Consider the following 22,519-nt stretch of genomic DNA (forward strand, 5'->3'; position numbering starts at 1 on the left):
GTGTGTTCACATGGGTCAATTCTCAGTGACAATTTATGGGGCTACCGGGTCAGTTCTCAGTGACAATCAACAGTATCGGGAACTGAACGCCCCACGCATTCGGTATTAAAGGTGGTTCGCATAGAATGGAGATCCTGACGGCTCGCATAGGCTTTGCGCGTCTTTCGATAGTAGGTGAGCTTTTTAGTAAATGTCTTCGTATAGTTCTGACTGGAGCATTTAGACCGCGCCACTTGAGAGAAAATACGGGTCTTACCAAGCTGTTTCTGTTGCTCCACGAGCTCAAGAAAACCCAGCTCAATCAGTTGGCTATGAACCGGCACGAACCTGCGCGCGTTATTGCTCTTGATCGACTGTCCTGTCCCACGTTCGATGTCGAGGAAGTGAATGCCATTGTCGCAACGGACATTCTCCGGCTTTAATTGCAAGATTTCCTCGCTGCGCAAGCCCAGTAGACGTGCGATCAGGGGCACCCAGTAAATCGGATCATCAATACCTGTGTCTGCTGAATGCCATTTCTCGGTCGAAAGCAGAACAGCAAGCTCTTCACTCGTCCACGTTTTCCGCTTGGTCTCAGGAAGCGAAGCGCGCATGTCATCAATCATTTCTTCTCCCAGCACGAAGGGCTTGAACGGGTTGTGCGAAATCAACCCTTTCTCGACCGCATGGTCCAAGGGCGAAGAAAGGTATTTTTGATGGCGCTGAAAGGTGCGCGGCGAAATCACCTTTGTTCTCGCTTTGTCGCGGATGGCTTCAGCTTCCTCACCCGAAAGCCCTTCCTTGTTGATACGCTGCTCCGCTTTCACCAGCCGCTTTCCTTCTTGAGCCCGCTCATGCTCAATAAACTCCCTGCAAGTCAAATGCCGTAGGTTTGCGGAGCGACCTTGGGTATTGGGCAGTTCAAGCAGAAGATCATTGAACTTGCTCCATAGTTCATTTGTGGTTTCGGAAAGCCGGATATCACCGAATACATCGCTAACGATCTTACGGGTCGACCGAACTGTATCAGCAGACTTGCGGAACCGCGCGCCTTTACCCTCATCATCGCGTATATATGCGCCTTTGAAAGTCAGCCCTGCCATCTTATCATTGAACCAGTCATCCCAGAGGTCCAGAACGCGCGGATCTGTCCCATCGAGGATGCGCACCTGCTCCAAGTGGTCTGTTCGAACTTTAACAGATCGACCATTGATGTTGTGAATGGAGATCAGCGTCGGCCCTGCTGTTTTTTCGGCGTCCTCGTGCGGCATTTCTGGTTGTTGCAGGACCTTGCTACGGTCTGCCTGTTCGTCAGTCGCAGCGGGTGTAAGCTCCTGCTCTTCCTTGCTTGAAGCCGGTTGCATAGAAACGATAGGTTTTTGCGTTGGACTTGCGGTTGAAGGTGTAGCTTGTTCGAAGGAACGGCGAGGTGCCTCCCCTCCCAGCGGCATGTTTGGCACGCTCATTCGACGCAGTGCCTCGGTTAAGTTGGCATCCTGTTCGTTGCAGATGCCTTGCGCGCGTCGCTCACGCTCTTCACTCACCGCAATCATGGTCCGGACCATTTTGTCCGCTAAGATTGCGAAATCATCTTCTGCTTCGTCGAGAACAAGGCCAAGTCGCTCTGCCGTATCCCTAATAGGCTGAAGCGCTGGGCTCTTGTCGCAAAGAAAAATCGCATCCCGCAAAGACGCACGCGCGGCACCCTCCAAGACCAATGCGGCTTCGCCAGCTTCGCGCGTGCGCGGGCCGGTCAGCGCACGCAAGCGATCAGAAAGCTCGATCTCCATTTGCGCATAGGTGACCAGGATTTCGGTCATGATCTCTGGGGGCATCTGCTGCTCCGCTTTGAAGCAGATTTCGCTGACGGCGGTTAGTCGCCGGGCGAGCTCTGCGGCATCGCGGGGGACATGCGTTCGCAGTGGAAAACAGAAGAATTGCGGTTTGAATCGATTTTTTGCAGCCGCGGGCACGCGACGTCGCCAGTAAAAACCGGTGGATCGGAGTTCGAGATGGGCTTGATGCGTCGTCAAAATGTAGGACTCCTCGGATTGGAGGTGTCGCGATTTCCCGAGGGCCTGTGCAGAGCTCTGTGCAACAACTTGTGCAAAGCAAAACGCAAAACCCCCGGGCCTCTGTTGAGGACCCGGGGGTTTTTGCTTTAACTTCAGCGACTTGCTGAAGGATTGGCTCCGGCGGTAGGGATCGAACCTACGACCAATTGATTAACAGTCAACTGCTCTACCGCTGAGCTACGCCGGAATGCCTATGTCTGTCTTTCGGGCAACGCCCTCGGACAGCGGCTCTTTAACGCGGGCGGTCCGGGGTGCGCAAGAGCAATTGACCGATTGAAGCGAATTTTTTTCGATTATCTGCAAACGCCCGTGAAATGCGCCCCGCGACACGGTTCGGCACCGGGAGTCGGCATCACAGGTCCGTGACACATCTCCTCCCCCGGCGCTTAGGGCTGGACGGGTTGCGCGGGCTGCGGTTGAAACTGGGCTCGTATGAACAACTCAATGTCCTGAAAGGGAAAACATGGCCTTCCTCTCCCCCTACCAGCCGCAGATACTCTCGCTTTTCCGCATCATGTCGGGGCTCTTGGTGCTGCAACATGGCACGACCAAGATCCTTAGCTTTCCAGCCGGGCCGATGAACGGCGTGTCGATCGCCTCGATGGGCGGAATTGCGGGCGTGATCGAATTAGTCTTTGGCGTCTTGTTGGTGATCGGCCTGTTCTCGCGCCTGTCAGCCTTTATCCTGAGCGGCTTGACGGCGGTGGCCTATTTCATCGCGCATATGCCGCAGGGGTTCTTTCCGCTGCTGAATGGCGGTGAACTGGCGGCGCTTTACAGCTTTGGTTTTCTCTACCTCGCAGCCGCCGGGCCGGGGCCGTGGTCGGTCGACGCGATGCGCGGGCAAGGCTGAAAACAAAACGGCATGGCCCTGGAACGGGCCATGCCAAACTCACATGGGCAGAGACGCCCGGATCAGAAACCCGCCGCCTGCCCGTCTTTGCGCGGATCGGACCCGGCGGAATATCCGCCCTCGGGCAGACGCTGCACCAGCTGCGCGCCGCCGAAGCCGAAAGCGTTGTCCGGCGCTTCGACATGGACGACATGGCCCAAATCGCGCAGCCCTTGCAAAAGCTCGGGCGCCATCGCCGGCTCGCAAGCCACTTCCAGCCCCGACAGAATACGCCAGCGCGGCGCATCGGCGGCGACCTGAACGTCCTGCCCCCAAAGCTGCGTGCGCAGCAGCAGTTGCATATGGCCTTGGGCCTGAATCGGGCCGCCCATCATGCCATAGGCCATCAGGGGCTGGCCGTCCTTCATCGCGAAGCCGGGGATGATCGTATGGAAGGGCCGCTTGCCCCCCGCCACGATATTCTGATGCCCCGGCTCAGTGGTGAAGCCAAAGCCGCGGTTCTGCATCGATACGCCCGTCCCCGGCACCACCACGCCCGAGCCGAAGCCCGCGTAGTTCGACTGGATGAAGCTGACCATCATGCCCGAGGCATCCGCCGTGCTCATCAGAACCGTGCCGCCTTGCTTGGGCGCGCCCGCGCCAAAGTCCTGCGCCTTCTCGGTTGAGATCAGCGCGGCGCGCGACTTGAGGTACGCGGGATCGAGCAGCGCCTTCTCGTCGACCTCCGTCATGGCCGTCCGATCCGCCACATAGGCATGCAGATCACTATAGGCGAGCTTGCAGGCTTCGATCTGCAAATGCACCGCCATCAGGTCGTCTGCACCATGCGCGCGGATATCGCTATGCTCCAAAATGCCGAGCGCCATCAGCGCGGCGATCCCCTGCCCGTTTGGCGGGATTTCATGCAGCTCCACATCATCGAAGCTCTGGCTGATCGTGCCACACCATTCGGGCTTATTGGCCGCCAGATCCGCCATGGTCATCGCGCCGCCATTGGCCTTGGCATGTGCCACGATCTCTTCGGCGATCTCCCCCTCGTAAAAGGCGCGGCCATTGGTCTCGGCGATCAGCCGCAGGGTGCGGGCCGCGCCGGGATTGCGGAACCGCTCCCCCGCTTTCGGGGCGCGCCCCTCGGGGAGGAAGGTCTCGGCAAATCCCGGCTGCTTGCCCAGAACCTCGGCCCCGCGCGCCCAGAGTGTCGCGATGGTGGGCGAGACGAGGAAGCCCTCTTCGGCATAGCGGATCGCCGGGGCCAGCACCGTCGCCAGATCAAGCTTGCCGAACTTCTCCATCAATTCGACCCAAGCGCTGATGGCGCCCGGCACGGTGACACTGTCCCAACCATGCTCGACCATGCCATCGGGGAACCGCTCAGGCGACCAAGCGGCAGGCGCGCGGCCCGAGGCATTGAGCCCATGCAGCTTCTCACCGTCCCACAGGATGCAGAAAGCGTCAGAACCCAGCCCGTTGCCCGTAGGCTCCACCACCGTCAGCGCCGCGGCGGTGGCGATGGCCGCATCCACCGCGTTGCCCCCCTGCTGCATCATCAAGAGACCGGCCTGCGTGGCCAAGGGCTGAGAGGTCGCGACGACATTGTCGGCAACCACAGGAGATCGGTGGGACGGGTAGATGGGATCGTGACGAAGCATGGCTGTCCTTTGCTTGGGTAAGGCCAGCGGCGCGGTCAAACCGGCCGCCTGAGGCGTTGCCGGCAAAGTGAACGTGAATGCATCTGCATGCAACTGCCCAGCCGGAGAATTCCGCGGGGATAACGTGCTTGTTGGCGGCTTTGTTACCCGCCGCTGCCCGCGGAGCTGCGCGCCTTGAGGCGCAGCATCTTGCGATGGTGGCGGAAACTCCGCTCGCAATGGCCCGGGGTAAAGATCATGACCCACAGCGCCCAAAGAACGCTCTCCTCCCGGTATTGCCACGCCCTTGCACAGAGTGACTGATCGGCATCGGAGAAGATGCAATTATGCAGGATGCGAGACCAGTCTCTTACGTTAACCAACATCTGGAACCTCCCTTTCGCTGAGCGATGGGGCGTCTCGCCGCCATCGCCAAGGATCTGGCCCCCCCGGATGTTTAGAATGCTGGCCGAAAATTCTGCCGAGAATAAGGCGGAGGGCTGGTGAGACCGTGCCGGGCAAATGTTACAAAGTTGCAAAGCGGGGGTACGCTGGGGGCGCATGCGATGACGGCCCGGTCGGGGGCGGTGCTATCGTGCAGGTGTGGGTGGCGGAGACGAAGGGATTCGAACCCTCGAGACCCTTCCGGGCCTACTCCCTTAGCAGGGGAGCGCCTTCGACCACTCGGCCACGTCTCCGTCGACCCGTCTAAAGAGGTCGCGCCCGAGGGGCAAGGCGAAATTCGTGGGAAATTCTGCATTTCTTGCGGTGGGTTTCTTTTTCCGCCCGCTGATCCGCTGCGCTGAGACGGAATGCTGCGTGATCAACTGTGCTGCTGTGCAGAAGCAGCCATCCCAGCAGCCCCAACCACTGGCATTTCCCGGCCATTTGGTGGGGCTGTAGCAACTTACACGGCAGCGTGAATAACTTGTGAAACAATGCGAGGGATATAGCAACTAACTGAATATATATACAAAAACAAACCGCAGCTTTCCTTCGAACAAGCAAAACGCCCCGCCCTATCCCCAAACTCGCAACCGCAGCGAAACTTTCACGGCGGAGCGCCCGTTACTTCACCACAAACGATGACATCGCAATGACGCGATTTAACAGAAACCTGAAGGAACACGCTATGAAACTCATCATGACCACCGCCGCCGCCGCTTTGATCTCGACCGCTGCCGTTGCCGACAACTCCACCCGTCACAACGACATTTTCCTCGACACTTCGGTGAACGCCGACGCGAGCGACGTCTATGGTAACAGCGACCGTATGCGGAACCCGCATGCCTCGACCAAGGCGAACGACATCATGCTGAACACCGCCGACACCGACAAGAACCGCGACACCGTGATGAGCACGCGCAACGCCCTGCGCAGCCCCGGTGAAGGCTATGTCTACGGTGGCTTTGGCCCGGGCAACGACAGCAAGTAAGTTGTTGCCCTAACAAACAAAAAGCCCGGCAGCGCGCGCTGCCGGGCTTTTTATGTGGGCGGAGGCCACGGCCCCTGCCCCGCTGATCAGGTGTTGAACAGAAAGTGCAGCACGTCGCCGTCTTTGACGATATAGCCCTTGCCTTCAGCCCGCATCTTGCCTGCTTCTTTAGCAGGCCCCTCACCGCCGAGGCTTACGAAATCATCATAGGCGATGGTCTCGGCGCGGATGAAACCCTTTTCGAAATCACCATGGATGACCCCCGCCGCCTTGGGCGCGGAGGTGCCGGACTTGATGGTCCAAGCACGCGCTTCTTTGGGGCCGACGGTGAAATAGGTCTCTAGGTGCAAAAGCTCATAGCCCGCGCGGATCAACCGGTCGAGCCCGGCTTCCTTCAGACCCATTTCTTCGAGGAACATCTCGGCCTCTTCGGCTTCGAGCTGGCTGATCTCTTCCTCGATCTGGGCTGAGATCACCACATGGGAATTGCCCTGTGCGGCGGCCATCTCGGCGACTTTGGCGGAATGTTCATTGCCCTCGGCGGCCTCGGATTCGCCCACGTTGCAGACATAGAGCACCGGTTTGGTGGTCAGCAGTTGCAGCATGCGCCAAGCCTTGGCGTCATCTTCATCGACCTCGACCACGCGGGCGGGCTTGCCGTCTTCCAGCGCTTCCAGCGCCATGCGCATCAGACGCTCTTGCTGGACCGCTTCCTTGTCACCGCCCCGCACCTTGCGAACGATGTTTTGCAAACGTTTTTCGATGCTCTCGATATCGGCGAGCATCAGCTCGGTGTCGATGGTCTCGGCATCGGCCACGGGGTCAACGCGGCCTTCGACATGGGTCACGTCGCCATCTTCAAAACAGCGCAGCACATGGGCGATGGCGTCGACTTCGCGGATGTTGGCGAGGAACTGGTTGCCCAGACCTTCGCCTTTCGACGCGCCTTTCACCAGACCGGCGATGTCGACGAAGGTCATGCGCGTAGGGATGATGCTTTTCGAACTCGCGATCTCGGCCAGCTTGTCGAGCCGCGCATCGGGCACCGCCACCTCGCCGACATTGGGCTCGATGGTGCAGAACGGAAAATTCGCCGCCTGCGCCGCAGCGGTGCGGGTCAGCGCGTTGAAAAGGGTCGATTTGCCTACGTTCGGCAGACCGACGATGCCCATTTTGAAACCCATGACGATACCCCTATAAAAGCTGCGCGTGTGTTAGGGGTAAGGGCCGCAAAGCGCAAGGCTCAGCGCGCGCGTCGGTCCTGATGCGCCTGATAGATCAGAATCCACGCCAGCAGGATGAACATCGGATGCGTCAACCCGCCCGAGAAGATGATCGCGGGCAGCCAGATCAAGAAGACCACGATGGACAGGATGGGCCGTCCGATCAGCAGGATCGACAGCGGCGGCAGGAAAAGGGCGAGTACATAATTCATGGCCCATCAGATAGGAGGCTTTGCGCAAAATGGAAGAGCGCGGCGTGCCATAGGCGCCCACGGGAGGCGAATTTTGCCGCCCCCTGCCCCGCGGTGGATTGATTTTCACCGCGACATTCGGCATTGCCGAGGAAAGCACCAAATGAGGCAAGCCACATGACCCGTATCGACGCCAAATTCGAAGACCTCCGCGCCCGCGGCAAGAAGGCGTTTGTCTCCTATGTGATGGCGGGCGACCCGGATTTCGACCGTTCGCTGGAAATCGTGCGCGGCCTGCCCGCTGCCGGGGTCGACATCATCGAACTTGGCCTGCCCTTCACCGATCCGATGGCCGATGGCCCGACGATCCAGCTTGCCGGTCAACGCGCCCTCGAAGGGGGCATGACGCTGAACCGCACGCTGGAAATGGTCCGCGCCTTCCGCGAAAGTGACGAAACGACCCCGATCGTGCTGATGGGCTATTACAACCCGATCTATTCCATGGGCGTCGAGACGTTCCTGGAAGAGGCCAAAGACGCCGGGATCGACGGGCTGATCGTGGTCGATCTGCCGCCCGAAGAAGACATCGAGCTTTGCCTGCCCGCGCAGGACGCCGGGTTGAACTTCATCCGCCTTGCCACACCGACGACCGACGACAAGCGCCTGCCGCGCGTGGTGCAGAACACCTCCGGCTTCGTTTATTATGTCTCGATCACCGGCATCACCGGCTCGGCCGAAGCCAATGCCGCGGACGTCTCGCCCGAGGTGGCGCGCATCCAAAAGGCCAGCGGCCTGCCTGTCATCGTGGGCTTTGGCGTGAACACGCCCGAGAAAGCCCGCGCCATCGCCGAGGTGGCCGACGGTGTGGTGATCGGCTCGGCCATCGTCAGCCGGATCGCCAATGGCGACAGCGCAGAGGATGTGCTGGGCTTTGTGAAATCACTGGCCGACGGGGCGCATTCAGCGTAACCCCCCCCTCGCCTTGGGAAACGACCCCAAGCCCGCGCTGCCTCACTGGCCGCGCGGGCTTTTTCGTCGCCGCAGCCTTCCCAATTGCCAAGCCCCCCACCAGTTGCTACCAAAAGTTAACCCATTCAGCACAGGTGGCCCATGCCCGTCATCACCAGCATCGACGACCTCAAACGTATCTACAAACGCCGCGTCCCGCAGATGTTCTACGACTACGCGGAATCGGGCAGCTGGACCGAGCAGACTTTCCGCGAGAATTGCAGCGACTTTGACCAAATCCGCCTGCGCCAGAGGGTTGCCGTGGATATGTCGGGGCGCAGCACCGCAACGCAGATGATCGGCGAAGACGTGGCCATGCCGGTGGCCCTCGCCCCCGTGGGCCTGACGGGGATGCAATGCGCCGACGGAGAAATCAAAGCCGCGCGCGCAGCCGAAGCCTTTGGCGTGCCCTTCACCCTCTCGACCATGTCCATCAATTCCATCGAAGATGTAGCAGAGGCGACGACGAAACCGTTTTGGTTTCAACTCTATACCATGCGCGATCAGGACTATGTCAGCCGCCTGATTCAGCGCGCGAAGGACGCGAACTGTTCGGCCCTCGTCATCACGCTCGATCTGCAAATTCTCGGACAGCGGCACAAAGACCTGAAAAACGGCCTTTCCGCCCCGCCCAAACTGACGGTCAAAACGCTTGCCAACCTCGCCACCAAATGGGGCTGGGGGCGCGAGATGCTGGGCGCGAAGCGGCGGCATTTCGGCAATATCGTGGGCCATGTGCATGGGGTCACCGACAACGCCGACCTTGGTGCTTGGACGGCGGAGCAGTTCGATCCCTCTCTCGATTGGGACAAGATTGCCAAGATCAAAGAGCAATGGGGCGGCAAGGTCATCCTCAAGGGCATTCTGGATGCCGAGGATGCGCGCATGGCGCTGAAAGTCGGGGCCGATGCGATCATCGTCAGCAACCACGGCGGGCGGCAGCTCGATGGGGCGCTAAGCTCGATCCGTATGCTGCCAGAGATCCTCGACGCGGTGGGCGACCAGATCGAAGTGCATCTCGATGGCGGTATCCGCTCGGGTCAAGACGTGCTCAAAGCCATGGCCATGGGGGCCAAGGGCACTTACATCGGGCGCGCCTTCATCTACGGGCTGGGCGCGATGGGGCAGCCGGGCGTAACCCGCGCGTTAGAGGTGATCCACCGCGAGTTGGATCTTACCATGGCGCTCTGCGGAGAGACGCAAATCGCCAACCTCGGACGGCACAACCTACTGATCCCGCGCAACTTCGGCGGCGATTGGCAGGAACGGCCGCGCGATCCGGGCACATGCTGATCTTTCTCAGCCGCAACCTTACCTTTCTCGCCACGCCAAAAACCGGGACCACCGCTGTCGAAATGGCGCTGAAACCCGAGGCCGAGATCATCTTTTCGCGGGGGCGCAAACATGTGACTGCCCTGCGTTATCGGCGGCGCGTTCTGCCCTTTTTGCAGGAAACCTTCTCGGCCTCCCCCGAGGCTTTGGCGGTGATGCGCAACCCTGTCGAGCAAATCCGAAGCTGGTATCGCTACCGCAGCCAGCCCCGGTTGGATGGCAAACCGCTCAGCACCAAGGGGCTGAGTTTCGAGGACTTCGCGCTTGAAGTCATTTCCGACACGCCCCCGCCCCGCGCGCAGATCGGCAGCCAGTTTTCCTTTCTGACCTCTGACCATGGCGACCTGCTGGTCGAGCACCTCTTCGCCTATGAACGCCAACCGGCCTTTCGCGATTTTCTGGCCGAAAGACTGGGGCGGGAGGTCAAGCTCAAGCCCAAGAACGTCTCCCCCGATCTGCCCGCGCCCCTGTCGCAGGAGGTCGAATCCCGCCTGCGCGCCGCACGCGCCAAGGAGTTCGCCCTCTATGACCGGCTCATGGCGGCGGACGGCTATCTGCGCACGCCACAGGAATAGCGCCGCCCCCGCCCTTTTGCCCTTTCCAGCCGGGCAAAACCGGTCTATACGCGCGGCTTCACGCGGGAATACAGCCTTGGAGGATTCCCGCCCTAACAAATTTGGAGACTAAAATGGCCGGAGAGATTCCTGATCTTGAAGCCCAGGTACGCGCGGGGACAGGCAAGGGCGCCGCTCGCCAAGCACGTCGTGACGGCATGGTTCCTGGTATCGTATTTGGTGGCGACAAAGAACCGCTGCCGATCAACATCCCCTTCAACAAGCTGCTGACAAAGCTGCGCGCAGGCCGCTTCAAAGCGACCCTGTTCAACCTCAAGGTTGAAGGCCACGACGACGTTCGTGTGATCTGCCGCGACGTTCAGCGCCACGTTGTCAAGGACCTACCCACGCACATCGACCTGATGCGCCTCAAGCGGACCACCAAGATCAACCTGTTCATCAACGTCGACGTCAAAGGCGAAGAAGAATGCCCCGGCCTGAAAAAGGGTGGCGTGCTCACTCTGGTCCGTCCGGAAGTTGAACTGGTCGTCACCGCCGCGGACATCCCCGAGCATGTGACCGTCGACATCACCGGCCTCGAAATCGGCGACAGCGCGACCATCAGCCGCGTCGACCTGCCCGAAGGTGTGAAACCCACGATCGACCGCGACTTCGTCGTCGCCACGATCTCTGCACCTGCTGGTCTGGCAGCATCGGATGGCGACGATGACGACACGGCAGCGGACGAAGTGCCGACAACCGAAATGGGCCCGCCCGACGGTGAATAATAGCGCGCCGCAAGGCTGTGCTGAAACGGGGTCGCATCACGCGGCCCCGTTTTGCGTTTGGGGCCCGATTTCTTTCAAAGAAATCGCCCCGGAATTTGCAAAAAATTCCGGCGACCTTGGGGACATTCTCCCGCCCCGCTTGTTAAGATAGACGAAACTACAGGAGACCCCGCCCATGAAACTGATCGTCGGCCTTGGCAATCCGGGCGCGAAATATGCCCGCAACCGTCACAACATCGGCTTCATGGCGCTGGACCGCATTGCCGAAGATCACGGGTTCTCTGCGTGGAAGGGCAAGTTTCAGGGCAGCGTCAGCGAGGGGCGTTTCGGCTCTGACCGGGCGGTGCTGCTCAAACCCGAAACCTTTATGAACAACTCCGGCCAGTCGGTGCAGGCGGCGATGAAGTTCTACAAGATCGACCCCGCCGATGTGATTGTTTTTCATGACGAATTGGACCTCGCCCCCGGTAAGGTCAAATGCAAGACCGGCGGCGGCCATGCAGGCCACAACGGGCTGCGTTCGATCCACGCGCATATCGGGGCGGACTACGACCGCGTGCGCATGGGCATCGGCCACCCCGGCCATAAGGACGCGGTAGCGGGCTATGTGCTGCGCGACTTTCCCAAAGCAGACGAAGGTTGGCTGGACGATGTGCTGCGCGGCGTCTCGGACGGGGCGGCGGATCTTGCACGGGGCGACACCGGGCGGTTTATGAATGCCGTGGCGCTGCGCGTGGCCCCGCCCCGCTCGGGCACCGGCAGCAAGGGGCCTAAGAAACCCACCAAAGCCCAGCCAAAGCCCGCCCCCAGCAAACCCGAGCCGGAGGCAGACCCCCAATCGCCGCTGCAAAAGCTGATGGACCGCTTCCGCTGACGCTTTTGGCCTCACGCCCCTGCTGACGCCCCTCCTGACGCAATGTCGGGCTGGCCCCCGCCCCCACGCCGTGGTTCACTGCGGGCCAACAGGGGGAATATCATGCATACATTTGGAAAATGGCTGGGCCGGATCTTGCTGGCGCTTTTGCTGGCGGCCATTGTCATCGGCCTTTGGAAGCGGGAAGAGATCGAACGGCTCTTGGCGGTGAACTCTCTCTTCTCCGAAGAGAAGATCGTGCACAACTTCAGCCATATGGACGGTGCTTTCCTCTCCGCCCCCGTTTCGCGCGGGGACGGGCTGACGACCGAGCTTCCCTATGGCCCCGAAACCGAACTGCCCGAGGCGGTGGACGACTGGATCGCGGCCCGTGACGTGACCGCGCTGGTGGTGCTGAAAGACGGCGCCATCGTCTATGAGAACTACTTCAAAGGCACCGGCCCCGAGGACCGCCGCATCAGCTGGTCGGTGGCGAAGAGCTATCTTTCGGCGCTGGTAGGCATCCTGCTAGAGGAGGGCCAGATCGCATCCCTCGACGATCCGGTGAACAAATATGCCCCCAGCCTGAAGGGCAGCGCCTATGACGGGGCCAGCCTGCGCAACGTGCTGCATATGGCCAGCGGCGTCACCTTTGACGAAGATTATCTGGACTACGATTCGGACATCAACCGAATGGGCCGGGTGGTGGCGCTTGGCGGCAAGCTCGACGATTTCACCACCGAATTGTCCGAGACCTTCACCACGCCGGGCAGCCAGTGGCAATATGTGTCGATCGACACCCATGTGATCGGCATGGTCGTGCGCGGTGCCACCGGGGGCAGCGTGCCCGAGTTGCTGAGCGAGAAGGTCATCGCGCCGTTGGGGCTGGAACATGCGCCCTATTACATCGTCGATGGCTCCGGCACCGCCTTCGTGCTCGGGGGCCTCAATATGACCACGCGCGACTATGCCCGTTTCGGCCAGATGTTCGCCCAAGGTGGGGAATGGAACGGCCAGCAAATCGTGCCCGAAGACTGGGTAACAGAATCAACCAGCCCCACCGCCCCCACCGCCGAGGGGCGCATCGGCTATGGCTACCAATGGTGGATCCCGCAGGGCGCGCCCGAGGGGGAATATATGGCGCGCGGCATCTATGGGCAGTACATCTATGTCGACAGCGCCCGCGATGTGGTCATCGCCACCAATGCCGCCGACCGAAAATTCCGTGAGGCCGGGGTCGCCGCGAAGAACGTAGAGATTTTCCGCGAGATCGCAGCCTCCGTCTCGGGCGGGACCTGAAGCAGAAAGGGAAGATATGACACCCGATGACAGCATCAACGTCCTGAACCAACCGCTGGTGATCTGCGGGGCGGACCCGGTGACAGGGTTCTTCCGCGATGGCCATTGCAACACCTGCGCGCAGGATCAGGGCAGCCATACGGTCTGCGCGGTGATGACGGCGGAATTTCTGGCCTATTCGAAATATGTCGGCAATGACCTCAGCACCCCGCGCCCCGAGTTCGGCTTTGCCGGGCTGAAACCGGGCGACGCATGGTGCCTTTGTGCCGCGCGGTTCCTACAAGCCGCGGATGAGGGCTGCGCCCCGCGGGTGCATCTGGCCGCCACGCATCTGCGCGCGCTTGATATCGTGCCGCTGGAGGTATTGCGCGACCATGCCATCGACCAGAGCGAGGATTAACCATGCGCCTACGTCTCTTACCCCTCCTGCTGCTTTTGCCCGTCACGGCTTGGGCAGAAACCACGCTTCGCCCCGCCGACAGCGCGCGCCTCGACGGTTTCGATGCCGCTTTTGGCGATGCCATGATGCAAGCACTGAACGGTGGCGACGCCGGGGATGTGGCGGCGCTGACCCGTGCGCTTTCCGGCAAACCTCAGGTCGCATTCTCCGCAGATTTGCAGGGCGATTGGTCCTGCCGCACGATCAAACTGGGCGGGATCAGCCCGCTCGTGGCCTATAGCCCGTTCAAATGTCGCTTTACCGCCAGTGATCGTGGCTTCACCTTTGAAAAGCTCACCGGATCGCAGCTCACCAAGGGGGAGATCACCCTGCGCGAAGGCCGCGCGATCTATGCCGGGGTGGGCTATGTGCGGGGCGAAACCCCGCCCGATTATGCCGATCTGCCCGAAGATTTCACCTCAGGCGGCAAAGTACAAAGCGACGTGGCCGTGTTCCAGCGGGTCGGCCCTAAACGCGCACGGCTGCTGTTCCCGTCACCGGCAGTGGAAAGCGATTTCGATATTCTGGAACTGACGCGCTAAGGCGCCACGCCGCCCTTAGGCCGCGTGGCAGAGATGCAGTTTCGACTTGGGACGCGGCATCAGGGAATCGTCCATCAAGTCTTCGATAAAGGTGCTGAGAAGCTGGGTCCGCCCGGTCACGCCCGCCTTGCGGTAAATCGCATTGGTCTGCGCCTTTACGGTGCCTTCGGAAGTGCCGCGCATCTCGGCAATATCGCGTGTATTCAAACCCTTAGTCAGGAAAATCGCCACGTCCCGCTCTGCCGGGGTGAGGTGCCATTCGCGAAAGTGTTCTTCGAGCACATCGGCGAATTCCACCGTACAATGACGCAGTGCCGTCTCTGCCCGCTCGGCCCGCTGGAGGCTCATCCGCAGTGCCATCCAGCCCAGAACGACCCCGAGAATCAGGCCCAAAACCTGAATGCCCTTGTTCGGACCAATATCAGCCAGCGGGGTGCCGAAAAGCGTTACGCCCCGCCCCTCCAGTGCAAAAACGAGCACGAAATAGACAGTGGCGTTGAACTGTAGAGCGGCGATAACCCACAGTGCGATCTTTTTCTTATTATTCATGGTGAAGCCTTGCCTTGGTGTTCGCCGTATTTAACCGCGGCGCACCGAAGTGCAAGGGATGGCGGACATGCGCCTTGATCAACCCTTAGTGATTTGGCACCCGCCCCGGGGGGCGAGTGCATTCTCTTGAGGCCAGTTCAGGGTTGCTTGGCTGGCCGGAAGACTGTTTTACCGCAATGCCTTAGCAGGCATCAGGCCGATATCAGCGCGGGAAACGGTTCACTTTCTCGGCGTCTTGCGCGGCGGGGAATACGGTGACGGTCACGTCAGATGTGTCTTCTGCGCGGAAGGTGCCGTTGTTGAAGATGTCCAGTTTCACATTGTCGACCGCGTCGTTGCGGCTGGCGTAGGAAACGCCTGCATTAGCTTTGTCGTTATAGCCGATTTGCTGGCCTTCCATGCCCTGTGCGAAAGCGGCGGAGCCTGCTGTGCCAAGGATCAGGGCGGTGGTTGCGAGTGTCTTTTTCATGTCGTGTCCTTTCGGGAGAAAGTTAGGGTCGCGCAGTAATCAGCGCGGGAAACGGTTGACCGAAGCGTCGCTCTGCGCGGTCGGGAAGACGGTGATGGTCACGTCGGAGAGGTCTTCGGCGCGCAGGATACCGTCTTGGAAGATTTCCAGTTTGGTCTCATCCACGGCTTCGCTGCGGCTGGAGTAGGAAACGCCATTGTCGGTCTTGTCGTTATAGCCGATGCGCTGGCCTTCCATGCCTTGAGCGAAAGCAGCGGTGCTTGCGGTGGCGAGGATCAGTGCGGTTGTTGCGAGTGTCTTTTTCATCGTTTTAGCCTTTCGGGGGAGAAAGTTAGGGGGAGGAGCCGTGGCCCGCGTTTAGCGGACGAAACGGCCATCTTCTTGTGCGTCTTGTGTGGTGACGAATACGGTCGCTGTTGCCTCGGCAGGTGTTTCGGCGCGCAGATCGTCAAAGCTTAGAGCGTCGGAAGTGACGTTGCGTGTCGAATAGGCGGCATCTGCGTGATCTGCGGTATAGCCGACCTGCTGGCCTTCCATGCCCTGTGCGAAAGCGGCGGTGCCTGCTGTGGCAAGGATCAGTGTGGCGGTTGCGAATGCGTTTTTCATATCGTGTTCCTTTCAGTCCCGGGTTGGGTTGCGAGCCGCTCATCGGTGACGCGGCGTCGTTGGGATGACAGGGAAAAGGGCATTCGAGGGGGGATTGGCTATCTGTCCCGGGTTTAAATCGTCCGATCTAAACCCCTGTAAGAGCGTCATAAACTTTGGTTTACGAAGCCAATCGGGCGCGAAATACGGGGGTGGATTGCCTTAGCGTCAAGCCTTCAAGGGCGAAACGGGGTTTCGCGGGCAGGCGCGCGGGCTGCACAGAAAGGCTAGCCGGTCTTTTCGCGATGTGAAAGTTTTTTCGTGCTTTTTCGGCAAAGAAGTTCGCCCCCTGCCCAAAGTTTATGCGCAAATCACGCGCAGCGGGGCGCCGCATAAAAAACGGGCCCGCGTTTTCACGCGGACCCGTCAAACTCGGCTCGGATTCGGATGGGAATTTAGGCGAATTCACCCATGTCGAAGTCCAATGCACGGGCGACGGTGAAGATGTCTTTGTCGCCCCGGCCACACATGTTCATCACCAGCAGGTGGTCTTTCGGCAGCTCTGGCGCGATCTTGAGCACATGGGCCAGCGCGTGGCTCGGCTCCAGCGCCGGGATGATCCCTTCCAGCGCGCAGCACAGCTGGAACGCCTCCAGTGCCTCGCGGTCGGTGATCGAGACATATTGCGCCCGGCCGATGTCATGCAGCCAAGAATGCTCAGGGCCGATGCCGGGATAGTCGAGCCCGGCAGAGATCGAATAACCCTCAAGGATCTGCCCGTCGTCGTCCTGCAACAGATAGGTGCGGTTGCCATGCAGCACGCCCGGCCGCCCGCCGGTGAGCGAGGCGCAATGCTCCATCTTCTCGTCCACGCCCTTGCCGCCGGCCTCAACACCGATGACGTTCACCGATTTGTCGTCGAGGAAGGGGTAGAACAGCCCCATGGCGTTAGAGCCGCCACCGATGGCCGCGATCACTGTGTCGGGCAGACGGCCCTCGGCCTCTTCCATCTGGGTGCGGACTTCCTTGCCGATGATCGACTGGAAGTCGCGAACCATCGCCGGATAGGGGTGCGGCCCGGCCACGGTGCCGATGCAGTAGAAAGTGTCGCGCACATTGGTCACCCAGTCGCGCAGCGCGTCGTTCATCGCGTCCTTCAGCGTGCCGCGGCCCGACGTCACCGGCACCACCTCGGCGCCCAAAAGGCGCATGCGGAAAACGTTGGGGGCCTGACGCTCCACGTCATGCGCGCCCATGTAGACCACGCATTTCAGGCCGAACTTGGCGCAGACCGTCGCCGTGGCCACACCGTGCTGGCCCGCCCCGGTCTCGGCGATGATGCGTTTCTTGCCCATGCGGCGGGCAAGGATGATCTGCCCCAGCACGTTGTTGATCTTATGCGCGCCGGTGTGGTTCAACTCGTCACGTTTCATATAGACCTTGGCACCGCCCAGATGCTCGGTCAGCCGTTCGGCGTGATAAAGCGGGCTGGGGCGGCCAACGTAATGGGTCCAGAGGTCGTGCATCTCGGCCCAGAAACTGTCGTCGGTCTTGGCCTTCTCATATTGTTCTTCCAGCTCAAGAATGAGCGGCATAAGCGTTTCCGAGACAAAGCGCCCGCCGAAATCGCCGAAACGGCCCTGTTCGTCGGGGCCGGTCATGAAGCTGTTGAAAAGATCGTTGGCCATTGCGCCTCTCCTAGAATGTCGCGTCAGCCTTACCGCAGCCCGCCCGCCTACGCCACCATGAGTTTCGCCAAGCGCCGGCAGGGGGCGGCGGGGGGCGCCTAGTCGAAGAGTTTGAACAACTCGCGTCTGACCGCATTCTCCAACTCACCCTTCACGATATCCTCGGTCGAGCGGTTGTCGTCGGGTGCGATGTTCAATTCCTCCTGTATCTTCTGGCGCACAACATCCTCGGCCCGCTGCTTTTCCTCGGCAAAGTTCAGGTCGATCGCGGCGCGCAGGTCGGCCTTGATCTCAGGGTCCGCCCATGGCCCCCTGATCCGCACCGGCACCGCCAGCCCACCGCGCGACGCATTGACGCGCAGCGCCTTGGGCGTGACCGTATAGTCCAGCCTCTGCGCCCCCAGATCGACCTGCCCTGCCCCCGTCGCGTTGAAGTTCGGCAGCAGCATCAGCAGATCGTCGTTGCGCAAGACGCCCTTGGCGATCTCGAACGTCGCCTCCACGGAATCGAACACCGTGCCGCCGCCTTCGGCATCGACGGAGCCGAGCAGCGCATCCAAGTCGATCCCTGCAATCGTGCCGCGCCCCATGGTCAGCGCGCCAGAACCGCTGAGCGAGCGCATGATCGCGTCCACCGATTGCCCCGACCCAAGGAACGACAGTTCCGCATCGCCCGCCCCGGTAAAGCGCGTCACCCCGGCGGTATCCTCCAGCAGGTCGCGCATCTGCACGTTCTGCGCATGCAGCTCGCCGCCCACGGACAGGCCATCGCGGTTATTCATCACAAATTCCCCCGCAACCTTGCCGCCATAGGCGTTCATATCCTGCAGATCAAAGACCATCCGCGAACGGTCATTGCGCAGCACAGCGCGGGTGGGGCCGAGGTCGAGCTGCCCCAGATCGATGCTTTCCGCGCTCAGGGTGATGTTCCCGTCAAAGGCGGCGAGCCAGTCGGCGTTGATCTCTTGCTGGGACCAGCCCTCTGTCTCCGCCGTAGCGGTGCTGTCGGCGCCTTTCGTCTCACCGGTTTCCTCGGACAGGGCCGAAAGGTCCAGCGCCCCGGTCCGCAGGTTTGCGGTGATCCGCGGCGTGCCGTTCAGGGCCAGATCGGCCTGCCCGGTCAGGCTGTTGCCGCCCAAATCCACCGCGAGATTGCGCAACGACAGACGCCGATCCGCCGTCAGGGTCAGCCCAGAGCGCAGATCGACCGACCGGCCCAAACCGCGCGGCAGCGTCACAGCGCCCGCGCCGAGCGACGCTAGAAACCGCGCCGTATCGGGGCTGTCGATCCGGATATCCCCCGCCAGCGCCCCGTTGAGCGCGCCGCGCCCGTCGAACAGGGCTTCACCCCCGCCCGTAGTGACCTCTGCCCGCAGCGGCTGCACGCCGCCCTCCAGAAAATCCGCAAATCCTTCGATCCGCGCAGCAAGCTTAACCGGCTCGCCCGCTGGCGCCATGCTGGCCGTGATCTCCGCCGCCCCGCCCCGCTCGGGCCAGTCCAGCGCCAGATTGACACCGTCATAGCGCAGCAGATCCGCCCCTTCGGCGTCATAGATCAGCGTGGCATCGGTCACCGTCAGTTTCTGAATACTCAGCGGGCGGCGGCTGGCGCTCGGCGCGCTCTCGGTCTCGATCCGCGCGCCGCTGGCGCTGTCGGTGAACTGCCAACTTGCGCGCCCATCAAGACGTTGCTCCAACCGGATCACCGGGCTTTGCGCCGCGATATTGGTGATGCGTATCTCACCGCGCAAAAGCGCGCCCGCATCCACCCCAATCGCCGCGTTGGCCGCCGTCAGCAGCGCGCCCTTGTCGGTCCAATCGGCATTGCCGACCTCAAGCCCGCCCGCGGTCACCCCCAGCACCGGCCAGAGCGTCACGCCTACATCGCCGGTGATCGACACCTCCCGCCCGGTCATCCGGCTGAGTTGCTCACTGGCGATCCGCGCGATCCGTTCGCCGGGCAGCAGGAACAGCGCCCCCAGCATGATCACGACGATCAGCAACAGCGCGCCGATGACCCTTATAATCCATCTCATGGCTCTCTCCTCCTGCCCGGCGGCTCTTTCCCCGCTCATCCGCTTGCCTTATAGCGCAAGCCATGAGCACAAACCCACCCAATCTGCGCCCCGACCTCGCCCCGCAGGCGAAGATCAGCGATCCCGCCCGCCCTGGCCAGCCGACCATCGGCATGGTCAGCCTCGGCTGTCCCAAGGCATTGGTCGATTCCGAACGCATCCTGACCCGGCTCCGCGCCGAGGGCTATGGCGTTTCGCCCGATTACGCGGGCGCCGATGCGGTGATCGTGAACACCTGCGGGTTTCTCGACAGCGCCAAGGCCGAAAGCCTCGATGCCATTGGCGAGGCGCTGACCGAAAATGGCAAGGTGATCGTCACCGGCTGTCTGGGGGCCGAGCCGGACTACATCCGCGAACATCACCCCCGCATTCTCGCCGTCACCGGCCCGCATCAATACGAACAGGTGCTCGACGCGGTGCATGGCGCGGTGCCGCCCGCGCCCGATCCTTTCATCGACCTTCTGCCCGCGCAGCAGGTCTCGCTCACCCCACGGCACTACAGCTATCTGAAAATTTCCGAAGGCTGTAACCACAAGTGCAAGTTCTGCATCATCCCCGACATGCGGGGCCGCCTACAATCGCGCCCCGCCCATGCGGTGATGCGCGAGGCCGAGCGGCTTGTCGACAACGGCGTCAAGGAACTGCTGGTCATCAGCCAAGACACCTCGGCCTACGGGGTCGACATCAAACACGCCGAGGACCGCGGCCACCGCGCCCATATCACCGATCTGGCGCGGGATCTCGGCTCCCTCGGCGCATGGGTGCGGTTGCACTACGTCTACCCCTACCCGCATGTGCGCAAGCTGATCCCGCTGATGGCCGAGGGGCTGGTGCTGCCCTACCTCGACATTCCATTCCAGCACGCGCATCCGGACGTGCTGAAACGCATGGCCCGCCCCGCCGCCGCCTCGAAAACCCTCGATGAGATCGCCGCATGGCGCGCCACCTGCCCCGACATCACCCTGCGCTCGACCTTCATCGTCGGCTACCCGGGTGAGACGGAGGCGGAGTTCCAGACCCTGCTCGATTGGCTGGACGAGGCGCAGCTCGACCGGGTCGGATGCTTCCAATACGAAAACGTCGAAGGCGCGCGGTCGAACGCGCTGCCGGATCATGTGGCGCCCGAGATCAAGCAAGACCGTTGGGAGCGCTTCATGGAAAAGGCGCAGGCCATTTCCGAGGCCAAGCTCGCCGCCAAGGTCGGCAAACACCTCGACGTGATCGTGGATGAGATCGACGCAGACGCCGCCACCTGCCGCACCAAATCCGACGCGCCCGAGATCGACGGCAATCTCTTCATCGACGAGGATTTCCAGAACCTCAAGGTCGGCGATATCGTCACCGTCGAAGTCGAAGAGGCGGGCGAATACGATCTTTGGGGGCGTCAGATCACCTGACGCCCCCGCGGGTTTCTCTCAGGCGTAAGCGCCTGCCGAATAGGTCAGCTCATAGCTGTGGCTGTAAAGCTCGAAGACGATGCCGAAGGGGTCTTCGACATAGACCATGCGGTAGGGTTTCTCGCCCGGGAAATACTCCCGTACCGGCATCCGCTGCTTGCCGCCCGCCGCGATGATCCGCTCCAGCAGACCTTCGACATCAGGGTCTTGGATGGCGAAGTGGAAGGTGCCGTGGCGCTTATGCTCCAACTTTTCTTCGGGGGCGTAGTTGCCGGGGAACTCGAAGATTTCGATCCCGATGCCATCCGCTGTCGCCAAATGGGCGATGCGCAGCGATCCCCAACCGGGGCCGAAGACATCGGTGCACATGACGCCGATGGCGGTGTCTTCTTCCACCGCTTCGGTGGGCTGCATCACGACATAGAACCCAAGAACTTCGGAATAGAATTTTACGGCAGCGTCGAGGTCCGGCACGGACAGGCCGATGTGGGAAAAGGTACGGGGGGTGGTCATATGCGGTCTCCTGTTTGCATTGAGGTTGAGATAGACAGGCGCACCCCACATGTGAAATTATCAAATCTCATAGAAATCATAACGAACCGTTTGTCATGCTGAACGCCACCTGGCTTGAGACCTTCACCACCCTTTGCGAGACCGGCCATTTCACCCACACGGCGCAGCGGCTTAACATGACCCAGCCGGGGGTGTCGCAGCATCTGCGCAAGCTGGAAGACCAGTTGGACCAGCCGCTGATCGCGCGCGATGGCAAAAGTTTCACCCTGACCCCGGCGGGCGAAGCGCTGTTTGAAACCGGCCTTGCCCGCCGCCGCGAAGAGCAGCGCCTGCGCGAACGCATCGCGACCGACCTGCCCGACCGGGGCGTGGTGCATATCGCCTGCTCCGGCAGTTTCGCCATGCTGCTTCAGCCGCTGCTGCTGGAGTGGATGGCCCAAGCGCCCGACCTCTCCCTTCATCTCGAAGCCGCCCCCCAAGCCACGATCCGCGCCGGGCTGCTCGATGGGCGGTTTGATCTGGGCGTGCTGGCCGATGACCCTGCCCACGCAAGGTTAGAGGCCCGGCATCTGGGGCGCGAGGAACTTTGCCTCGTGCTGCCGGTTAATGCATTGGAACGGATAGAAAGTTTTGCCGATCTCGAAAGCCGGGGCTTCATCGCCCACCCCGATGGCTTCGCCTATGCCGACGATCTGCTCCAGCTCAATTTCCCGGAAAGCTATCCGGGGGCCGACCGGATGCGCCTGCGTGGCTATGTGAACCAGATCGGCCAGATCCCAGCGGCAGTGGCGCGGGGCGTGGGCTATACGCTTTTGCCCCGCAGCGGGGTCGAAACCTTTGCCGCCAAGGACCGGCTCAGGCTGCTGCCTTTGCCCAAGCGGCGTTGGCATGACCTCTGGCTCGCCTCCCGGCGCGGGCGCCCCCTGCCCGCGCGCATGGTGAAGACGGCGGAACTGATCGCAGAGGCGGCGGAACAGCTACGATAGCGGATGCATCACAGATATTGCGGAACAAAACACCCCCGCTACTAGATATACCACCATG

The 22,519-nt window shown here is 61.4% G+C and carries 23 protein-coding genes and 2 tRNA genes; 12 read left to right on the forward strand and 13 right to left on the reverse strand.

The genetic code is table 11. The features are described from left to right. Positions 1-56: 56 nt before the first annotated feature. Together ACGYLA_RS17785 and ACGYLA_RS17790 are read right to left on the reverse strand one after the other, a co-directional pair. Positions 57-2,012, reverse strand: a complete 1,956-nt coding sequence (locus ACGYLA_RS17785) for a DUF6538 domain-containing protein (RefSeq protein WP_394434241.1) — start codon at positions 2,010-2,012, stop codon at positions 57-59. Positions 2,013-2,166: 154 nt separating this feature from the next. Beyond that, positions 2,167-2,241 (reverse strand) — tRNA-Asn (locus ACGYLA_RS17790). Positions 2,242-2,517: 276 nt separating this feature from the next. Between ACGYLA_RS17790 and ACGYLA_RS17795 the strand changes: the two genes are divergently transcribed. Beyond that, entirely contained in the window at positions 2,518-2,907 is a 390-nt protein-coding gene (locus ACGYLA_RS17795; RefSeq protein ID WP_394434243.1) for a DoxX family protein, read from the forward strand. Between the two features lie 62 nt (positions 2,908-2,969). Here the strand turns inward: ACGYLA_RS17795 and ACGYLA_RS17800 are convergent, their stop codons facing one another. Then, entirely contained in the window at positions 2,970-4,556 is a 1,587-nt protein-coding gene (locus tag ACGYLA_RS17800) for a gamma-glutamyltransferase family protein (protein WP_394434245.1), read from the reverse strand. A 587-nt stretch (positions 4,557-5,143) separates the two neighbouring features. Beyond that, positions 5,144-5,233, reverse strand: a tRNA-Ser gene (locus ACGYLA_RS17805). Between the two features lie 434 nt (positions 5,234-5,667). Between ACGYLA_RS17805 and ACGYLA_RS17810 the strand changes: the two genes are divergently transcribed. Next, positions 5,668-5,970 (forward strand): hypothetical protein, encoded by a 303-nt coding sequence (locus ACGYLA_RS17810; RefSeq protein WP_394410728.1) that lies wholly within the window; start codon positions 5,668-5,670, stop codon positions 5,968-5,970. Positions 5,971-6,056: 86 nt separating this feature from the next. Here ACGYLA_RS17810 and ychF read toward each other — a convergent pair whose 3' ends face one another. Continuing rightward, positions 6,057-7,154: a redox-regulated ATPase YchF gene (ychF, locus tag ACGYLA_RS17815; RefSeq protein WP_271689380.1), complete on the reverse strand. Its 1,098-nt coding sequence runs from the start codon at positions 7,152-7,154 to the stop codon at positions 6,057-6,059. A gap of 59 nt (positions 7,155-7,213) precedes the next feature. Continuing rightward, on the reverse strand, positions 7,214-7,405 hold the full coding sequence (locus ACGYLA_RS17820) for a hypothetical protein (protein ID WP_067261693.1): 192 nt from the start codon (positions 7,403-7,405) through the stop codon (positions 7,214-7,216). A 156-nt stretch (positions 7,406-7,561) separates the two neighbouring features. Here ACGYLA_RS17820 and trpA point away from each other — a divergent pair, with 156 nt between their 5' ends. From trpA to ACGYLA_RS17860, 8 genes are all read left to right on the forward strand, one after another. Then, complete coding sequence (trpA, locus tag ACGYLA_RS17825; protein ID WP_394434247.1) at positions 7,562-8,353, forward strand: tryptophan synthase subunit alpha; 792 nt, start codon at positions 7,562-7,564, stop codon at positions 8,351-8,353. A 141-nt stretch (positions 8,354-8,494) separates the two neighbouring features. Next, on the forward strand, positions 8,495-9,685 hold the full coding sequence (locus ACGYLA_RS17830; protein WP_067261685.1) for an alpha-hydroxy acid oxidase: 1,191 nt from the start codon (positions 8,495-8,497) through the stop codon (positions 9,683-9,685). Beyond that, entirely contained in the window at positions 9,679-10,299 is a 621-nt protein-coding gene (locus tag ACGYLA_RS17835; RefSeq protein ID WP_394434249.1) for a hypothetical protein, read from the forward strand. Before ACGYLA_RS17830 ends, ACGYLA_RS17835 begins: the two co-directional genes overlap by 7 nt. Positions 10,300-10,412: 113 nt before the next feature. Next, the gene (locus tag ACGYLA_RS17840) at positions 10,413-11,066 is read left to right on the forward strand and encodes a 50S ribosomal protein L25/general stress protein Ctc (protein WP_394434251.1); all 654 of its coding nucleotides are present in this window, start codon (positions 10,413-10,415) and stop codon (positions 11,064-11,066) included. 175 nt (positions 11,067-11,241) lie between these two features. Beyond that, the gene (gene pth, locus ACGYLA_RS17845) at positions 11,242-11,940 is read left to right on the forward strand and encodes an aminoacyl-tRNA hydrolase (RefSeq protein WP_394434253.1); all 699 of its coding nucleotides are present in this window, start codon (positions 11,242-11,244) and stop codon (positions 11,938-11,940) included. Positions 11,941-12,042: 102 nt separating this feature from the next. Continuing rightward, the gene (locus ACGYLA_RS17850; RefSeq protein ID WP_394434255.1) at positions 12,043-13,218 is read left to right on the forward strand and encodes a serine hydrolase domain-containing protein; all 1,176 of its coding nucleotides are present in this window, start codon (positions 12,043-12,045) and stop codon (positions 13,216-13,218) included. Between the two features lie 16 nt (positions 13,219-13,234). Continuing rightward, the gene (locus tag ACGYLA_RS17855) at positions 13,235-13,618 is read left to right on the forward strand and encodes a DUF2237 family protein (protein WP_394434257.1); all 384 of its coding nucleotides are present in this window, start codon (positions 13,235-13,237) and stop codon (positions 13,616-13,618) included. A gap of 2 nt (positions 13,619-13,620) precedes the next feature. Beyond that, positions 13,621-14,199: a DUF4893 domain-containing protein gene (locus tag ACGYLA_RS17860; protein WP_394434259.1), complete on the forward strand. Its 579-nt coding sequence runs from the start codon at positions 13,621-13,623 to the stop codon at positions 14,197-14,199. A 15-nt stretch (positions 14,200-14,214) separates the two neighbouring features. On the opposite strand, the gene ACGYLA_RS17865 is transcribed toward ACGYLA_RS17860, so the two are convergent. From ACGYLA_RS17865 to ACGYLA_RS17890, 6 genes are all read right to left on the reverse strand, one after another. Then, a complete protein-coding gene (locus ACGYLA_RS17865) occupies positions 14,215-14,748 on the reverse strand; it encodes a LuxR C-terminal-related transcriptional regulator (protein WP_209217422.1) in 534 nt (177 codons plus the stop codon). 202 nt (positions 14,749-14,950) lie between these two features. Further along, positions 14,951-15,217 carry a tryptophan synthase subunit beta gene (locus tag ACGYLA_RS17870; RefSeq protein ID WP_394434261.1) on the reverse strand — a complete coding sequence of 89 codons (267 nt, stop codon included), beginning with the start codon at positions 15,215-15,217 and terminating at the stop codon, positions 14,951-14,953. Positions 15,218-15,256: 39 nt separating this feature from the next. Continuing rightward, positions 15,257-15,523 carry a hypothetical protein gene (locus tag ACGYLA_RS17875; protein ID WP_067263221.1) on the reverse strand — a complete coding sequence of 89 codons (267 nt, stop codon included), beginning with the start codon at positions 15,521-15,523 and terminating at the stop codon, positions 15,257-15,259. 51 nt (positions 15,524-15,574) lie between these two features. Then, entirely contained in the window at positions 15,575-15,823 is a 249-nt protein-coding gene (locus ACGYLA_RS17880; protein ID WP_394413178.1) for a tryptophan synthase subunit beta, read from the reverse strand. Between the two features lie 434 nt (positions 15,824-16,257). After that, complete coding sequence (trpB, locus tag ACGYLA_RS17885; RefSeq protein ID WP_394434263.1) at positions 16,258-17,490, reverse strand: tryptophan synthase subunit beta; 1,233 nt, start codon at positions 17,488-17,490, stop codon at positions 16,258-16,260. 98 nt (positions 17,491-17,588) lie between these two features. Beyond that, positions 17,589-19,526, reverse strand: a complete 1,938-nt coding sequence (locus ACGYLA_RS17890; protein ID WP_394434265.1) for an AsmA family protein — start codon at positions 19,524-19,526, stop codon at positions 17,589-17,591. Between the two features lie 62 nt (positions 19,527-19,588). On the opposite strand from ACGYLA_RS17890, the gene rimO reads away from it, so the two are divergent. Next, complete coding sequence (rimO, locus tag ACGYLA_RS17895) at positions 19,589-20,962, forward strand: 30S ribosomal protein S12 methylthiotransferase RimO (RefSeq protein ID WP_394434267.1); 1,374 nt, start codon at positions 19,589-19,591, stop codon at positions 20,960-20,962. Between the two features lie 18 nt (positions 20,963-20,980). Here the strand turns inward: rimO and ACGYLA_RS17900 are convergent, their stop codons facing one another. Further along, positions 20,981-21,475, reverse strand: coding sequence for a lactoylglutathione lyase family protein (locus ACGYLA_RS17900; RefSeq protein WP_067261541.1), 495 nt, complete (start codon positions 21,473-21,475; stop codon positions 20,981-20,983). Positions 21,476-21,570: 95 nt separating this feature from the next. On the opposite strand from ACGYLA_RS17900, the gene ACGYLA_RS17905 reads away from it, so the two are divergent. Next, positions 21,571-22,461, forward strand: coding sequence for a LysR family transcriptional regulator (locus ACGYLA_RS17905; RefSeq protein WP_394434269.1), 891 nt, complete (start codon positions 21,571-21,573; stop codon positions 22,459-22,461). Positions 22,462-22,519: the final 58 nt, after the last annotated feature.

The sequence above is a fragment of the Sulfitobacter sp. 1A13679 genome (assembly GCF_043557115.1).
In the GTDB taxonomy this organism is placed as follows: Bacteria; Pseudomonadota; Alphaproteobacteria; order Rhodobacterales; family Rhodobacteraceae; genus Sulfitobacter; species Sulfitobacter faviae.

What these genes read in the sequence shown, in the direction of transcription:
- ACGYLA_RS17795 (WP_394434243.1), top strand. Translation starts at nt 2,518, where the DNA reads ATGGCCTTCCTCTCCCCCTACCAGCCGCAGATACTCTCGCTTTTCCGC.
- ACGYLA_RS17800 (WP_394434245.1), bottom strand. Translation starts at nt 4,556, where the DNA reads ATGCTTCGTCACGATCCCATCTACCCGTCCCACCGATCTCCTGTGGTT.
- ACGYLA_RS17810 (WP_394410728.1), top strand. Translation starts at nt 5,668, where the DNA reads ATGAAACTCATCATGACCACCGCCGCCGCCGCTTTGATCTCGACCGCT.
- ychF (WP_271689380.1), bottom strand. Translation starts at nt 7,154, where the DNA reads ATGGGTTTCAAAATGGGCATCGTCGGTCTGCCGAACGTAGGCAAATCG.
- ACGYLA_RS17820 (WP_067261693.1), bottom strand. Translation starts at nt 7,405, where the DNA reads ATGAATTATGTACTCGCCCTTTTCCTGCCGCCGCTGTCGATCCTGCTG.
- trpA (WP_394434247.1), top strand. Translation starts at nt 7,562, where the DNA reads ATGACCCGTATCGACGCCAAATTCGAAGACCTCCGCGCCCGCGGCAAG.
- ACGYLA_RS17830 (WP_067261685.1), top strand. Translation starts at nt 8,495, where the DNA reads ATGCCCGTCATCACCAGCATCGACGACCTCAAACGTATCTACAAACGC.
- ACGYLA_RS17835 (WP_394434249.1), top strand. Translation starts at nt 9,679, where the DNA reads ATGCTGATCTTTCTCAGCCGCAACCTTACCTTTCTCGCCACGCCAAAA.
- ACGYLA_RS17840 (WP_394434251.1), top strand. Translation starts at nt 10,413, where the DNA reads ATGGCCGGAGAGATTCCTGATCTTGAAGCCCAGGTACGCGCGGGGACA.
- pth (WP_394434253.1), top strand. Translation starts at nt 11,242, where the DNA reads ATGAAACTGATCGTCGGCCTTGGCAATCCGGGCGCGAAATATGCCCGC.
- ACGYLA_RS17850 (WP_394434255.1), top strand. Translation starts at nt 12,043, where the DNA reads ATGCATACATTTGGAAAATGGCTGGGCCGGATCTTGCTGGCGCTTTTG.
- ACGYLA_RS17855 (WP_394434257.1), top strand. Translation starts at nt 13,235, where the DNA reads ATGACACCCGATGACAGCATCAACGTCCTGAACCAACCGCTGGTGATC.
- ACGYLA_RS17860 (WP_394434259.1), top strand. Translation starts at nt 13,621, where the DNA reads ATGCGCCTACGTCTCTTACCCCTCCTGCTGCTTTTGCCCGTCACGGCT.
- ACGYLA_RS17865 (WP_209217422.1), bottom strand. Translation starts at nt 14,748, where the DNA reads ATGAATAATAAGAAAAAGATCGCACTGTGGGTTATCGCCGCTCTACAG.
- ACGYLA_RS17870 (WP_394434261.1), bottom strand. Translation starts at nt 15,217, where the DNA reads ATGAAAAAGACACTCGCAACCACCGCCCTGATCCTTGGCACAGCAGGC.
- ACGYLA_RS17875 (WP_067263221.1), bottom strand. Translation starts at nt 15,523, where the DNA reads ATGAAAAAGACACTCGCAACAACCGCACTGATCCTCGCCACCGCAAGC.
- ACGYLA_RS17880 (WP_394413178.1), bottom strand. Translation starts at nt 15,823, where the DNA reads ATGAAAAACGCATTCGCAACCGCCACACTGATCCTTGCCACAGCAGGC.
- trpB (WP_394434263.1), bottom strand. Translation starts at nt 17,490, where the DNA reads ATGGCCAACGATCTTTTCAACAGCTTCATGACCGGCCCCGACGAACAG.
- ACGYLA_RS17890 (WP_394434265.1), bottom strand. Translation starts at nt 19,526, where the DNA reads ATGAGATGGATTATAAGGGTCATCGGCGCGCTGTTGCTGATCGTCGTG.
- rimO (WP_394434267.1), top strand. Translation starts at nt 19,589, where the DNA reads ATGAGCACAAACCCACCCAATCTGCGCCCCGACCTCGCCCCGCAGGCG.
- ACGYLA_RS17900 (WP_067261541.1), bottom strand. Translation starts at nt 21,475, where the DNA reads ATGACCACCCCCCGTACCTTTTCCCACATCGGCCTGTCCGTGCCGGAC.
- ACGYLA_RS17905 (WP_394434269.1), top strand. Translation starts at nt 21,571, where the DNA reads ATGCTGAACGCCACCTGGCTTGAGACCTTCACCACCCTTTGCGAGACC.